Source organism: Variovorax sp. P4_D9, assembly GCF_056401695.1.
Genome location: NZ_JBFUIU010000821.1, coordinates 1 through 3860, shown reverse-complemented (window position 1 = coordinate 3860; position 3860 = coordinate 1). Strand labels below are relative to the sequence as shown.

Genomic DNA, 3860 nt, shown 5'->3' with positions numbered 1-3860 from the left:
CAATATCGTTCCCGTCCTGGTTCAGGGCCTGCAGCGCCTCGAGTACCGCGGCTATGACTCCTGCGGTGTGGCGGTGCATGCCCAGGGGCTGCAGCGCGCCCGCACCACCTCGCGCGTGGCCGACCTGCTGGCGCAGGTGCGGGACGACCACATCGAGGGCAGCACCGGCATTGCACACACCCGCTGGGCCACGCACGGTGCGCCGGCGGTGCACAACGCCCATCCGCATTTCAGCCACGGCCCGGGCGCCGAAGCCGGGGTGGTCCGCCCCGGGCGGGTGGCGATCGTGCACAACGGCATCATCGAGAACCACGAGGCGCTGCGCGCCGCGCTGCAGGCCAAGGGCTATGTGTTCGTGAGCCAGACCGACACCGAGGTCATCGCCCACCTGATCGACAGCCACTACGACGGCGACCTGTTCGAGGCCGTGAAGACCAGCGTGAAGCAGCTGCAGGGCGCCTACGCCATCGCGGCGATCTGCCGCGACGAGCCGCAGCGTGTGGTCGGCGCCCGCGCCGGCTCGCCGCTGATCCTCGGCGTCGGCCAGGAGGCGGGCGAGAACTTCCTGGCCAGCGACGCGATGGCGCTGGCCGGCGTGACCGACCAGATCGTCTACCTGGAGGAGGGCGACGTGGTCGACATCCAGCCGGGCAAGTACTGGATCGTCGATCGGGCGCACAAGCCGGCGGCCCGCACCGTGCGCACTGTGCAGGCGCACAGCGGCGCCGCCGAGCTCGGGCCCTACCGGCACTACATGCAGAAGGAGATCTTCGAGCAGCCGCGCGCGATCGGCGACACGCTCGAGGGCGTGGAAGGCATCGTGCCCGAGCTGTTCGACGGCGCCGGGGTCGACGGTGCGCCGGGCGCGGCCGCCTGGCGCGTCTTCAAGGAGATCGACAAGGTGCTGATCCTGGCCTGCGGCACCAGCTACTACAGCGGCTGCACCGCCAAGTACTGGCTCGAGAGCATCGCCAAGATCCCGACCCAGGTCGAGATCGCGAGCGAGTACCGCTACCGCGACTCCGTGCCCGATCCGAAGACCCTGGTCGTCACCGTCAGCCAGTCCGGCGAGACGGCGGACACGCTCGCGGCGCTGCGGCACGCGCGCTCGTTGGGCATGGCGCAGACCCTGACCATCTGCAACGTCGCCACCAGCGCCATGGTGCGCGAATGCAAGCTGGCCTACATCACGCGCGCCGGGGTCGAGATCGGCGTGGCGTCGACCAAGGCTTTCACGACCCAACTGGCGGGGCTGTTCCTGCTGACGCTGGCGCTGGCGCAGGCCAAGGAGCGGTTGAGCGAGTCGGACGAGGCGCGCTACCTGAAGGAGATGCGGCACCTGCCGGTGGCGCTGCAATCGGTGCTGGCGCTGGAGCCGCAGATCATCAGCTGGTCGGAGGTCTTCGCGCGCAAGGAGAACGCGCTGTTCCTCGGCCGTGGGCTGCACTACCCGATCGCRCTGGAAGGTGCGCTCAAGCTCAAGGAAGTGACCTACATCCACGCCGAGGCCTACGCGGCCGGCGAACTCAAGCACGGCCCGCTGGCGCTGGTGACCGGCGAGATGCCGGTCGTGACCGTGGCGCCCAACGACGCACTGCTCGAGAAGCTCAAGAGCAACCTTCAGGAAGTGCGCGCCCGCGGCGGCGTGCTCTACGTGCTGGCCGACGGCGACACGCAGATTGAGAACAGCGAGGGCATCCACGTGATCCGGATGCCCGGTCACTACGGGGCGCTGTCGCCGCTGTTGCACGTGGTGCCGCTGCAGTTGCTGGCCTATCACACGGCGTGCGCACGCGGCACCGACGTCGACAAGCCGCGCAACCTGGCGAAGAGCGTGACGGTGGAGTAGGGTTGCGCGGGACCGGCGGTTTTGTGGTTCGTTGAGAAAAAACTCGTAGATCGCGAAGTAAAGGTGTATCCGCGGCACGACGGGTGGCCAACAACTAAGTCGTATCGTGGACGCCCGTGAGGTCCTGGGTGTTGTGCTCCGGCGCCCGGAGAGGCGTCAGTCGGGCTCATCGGGCCGCGTGACGCCCAGTTGAGGCTGTTTGGCGCGCAGACACGATGGTGGACGAACGCACACCGCATTCGCGTGCAGCCGCGACCAGGGCGTAGACTCCCCAGCTGCATGCGCGATCCCGGATCGGCATGGGCTTGCTCCCCACCCCTTGGAAAGGGAAATGTCCAAGATTGCGAACGCTGCACTTCTGTGCGCCCTGATTGTCCTGGTTGGTTGTTCGGGCATGCCGCCCGCCCCCGGTCAACCCTCCGCATGTTCGGCACAGCCCGGAAGTTATGCCTGCCAGGTTCAGCGCATGTCTCTYGCCGGCGGCGGGTGATGCCCGCGCGCGGGACGGGCCTTCGCSCAAAGTCTGCAAATAGCCGCAGTTCCAGTTCGCAGTCCAAGCTCGAAGGCCGGCTCCCGCTGCATACGCGACCTTGCTGATGGGAAATCGATCAGCGGGAGTCGGCTGCGGTCGCTCGTACTTTGCCCGAATGAGGCATTGCCCGAGGAGTGGTTTTTTTATGGATGGCTGAGAAGGAAGAAGCGCTCGATGAAAAGACACGAGGCCGCGGGCGCGGCGGCCTTGTAACCACTGGCGTCCGGCACCGCACGTCTATCCGGGCGGGTGGCGTTCCGGGAACACGAGGAATTTGCGATCCCCCGCCGGCGGGAGCAAACTGACGGGACGGCGACCCCGCCGTGTTTGCGTACAAGGAGGATTGCCATGTCCATTCCTTCCCATCTGTCCAGCTATCTCGACCGGCGTGGCGCACGCTATGAGGTCTCCATGCACGGACACAGCCATAGCAGCCTGGAGACAGCCCGCTGCGCCAATGTCAGCCCGGGTCAACTGGCCAAATCGGTCATCCTCGAGGACGACGATGGCTGCGTGATGGCCGTCGTTCCCGCCGACAAGATGGTCATGCTCGGCGAGTTCTCCCGCTTTGTCGGTCGCCACCGGCTGAAGCTGGCCGGCGAGGCCCGGATTGCAGCGCTGTTCGATGACTGCGACCCCGGCGCGATACCGCCAGTCGGAATGGCATGGGGGCTGCCGACTATCGTCGACGACGAACTCGAAACCAATGACGTCGTCTACATGGAAAGTGGCGATCATGAGCGGCTGCTGCGGATGTCGCACGAGCAGTTCCATGCGCTGATGAGTGCCCAGCCGCACGGGAGCTTCTCCAAGACCCCGGAGCTCTGAGGCGCCTGACGGGCGCGCTGACCGGCAGTGATGGTCACGGCGACCTTCAGGTTCTACGAGGAGCTGAACGACTTCCTCGCGCGTGAGCGGCGAGGGCGCGAGTTCTCCTGCCGGTGCGCGCGAATGGCGACCACCAAGCACATGATCGAGGCGCTCGGCGTTCCGCATACCGAGGTCGAACTGGTGCTGGTCAACGGCGGGTCGGTCGGCTTCGAGACCTTGCTGCACGACGGCGATCGGGTAGCCGTCTTTCCGCAGTTCGAAGCCCTCGACATCACGCCGCTGCTGCGCGTTCGCGAGCGTGCATTGCGCGTGACCCGTTTCGTCGCGGACGCGCACCTGGGTGGCCTCGCGCACCTGCTGCGCATGACTGGGTTCGACACGCTGTACGACAACCATTTTCGCGACGAAGAGATCGAGCGTATTGCTGGCGCGCAAGGACGCATCGTGCTGACGAGGGACCGAGAGCTGCTGAAGCGCCGGGGCATCACGCATGGCTGCTACGTGCATGCGTTGCGGTCTGCGCAACAATTGCGCGAGGTCTTTGATCGACTCGACCTTGCGCGCGGCGCGCGGCCGTTCACGCGATGCCTGGACTGCAACACGCCCTTGCACGAGATCGACAAGTCGCTGGTCGCCTCGAGCTTACCG

General features: G+C 66.5%; 3 protein-coding genes. All 3 read left to right on the top strand.

The genetic code is table 11. The annotated features are described in order from the left end of the window. On the top strand, positions 1-1849 hold a 1849-nt coding region (gene glmS / locus AC1DY5_RS46005; protein ID WP_478121059.1), incomplete at its 5' end, for a glutamine--fructose-6-phosphate transaminase (isomerizing). An 880-nt stretch (positions 1850-2729) separates the two neighbouring features. Then, positions 2730-3209, top strand: a complete 480-nt coding sequence (locus AC1DY5_RS46000) for an aminoacyl-tRNA deacylase (protein WP_478121058.1) — start codon at positions 2730-2732, stop codon at positions 3207-3209. 30 nt (positions 3210-3239) lie between these two features. Beyond that, a partial coding sequence (locus AC1DY5_RS45995; protein ID WP_478121057.1) for a Mut7-C RNAse domain-containing protein occupies positions 3240-3860 on the top strand: 621 nt, incomplete at its 3' end.

What these genes read in the sequence shown, in the direction of transcription:
- AC1DY5_RS46000 (WP_478121058.1), top strand. Translation starts at nt 2,730, where the DNA reads ATGTCCATTCCTTCCCATCTGTCCAGCTATCTCGACCGGCGTGGCGCA.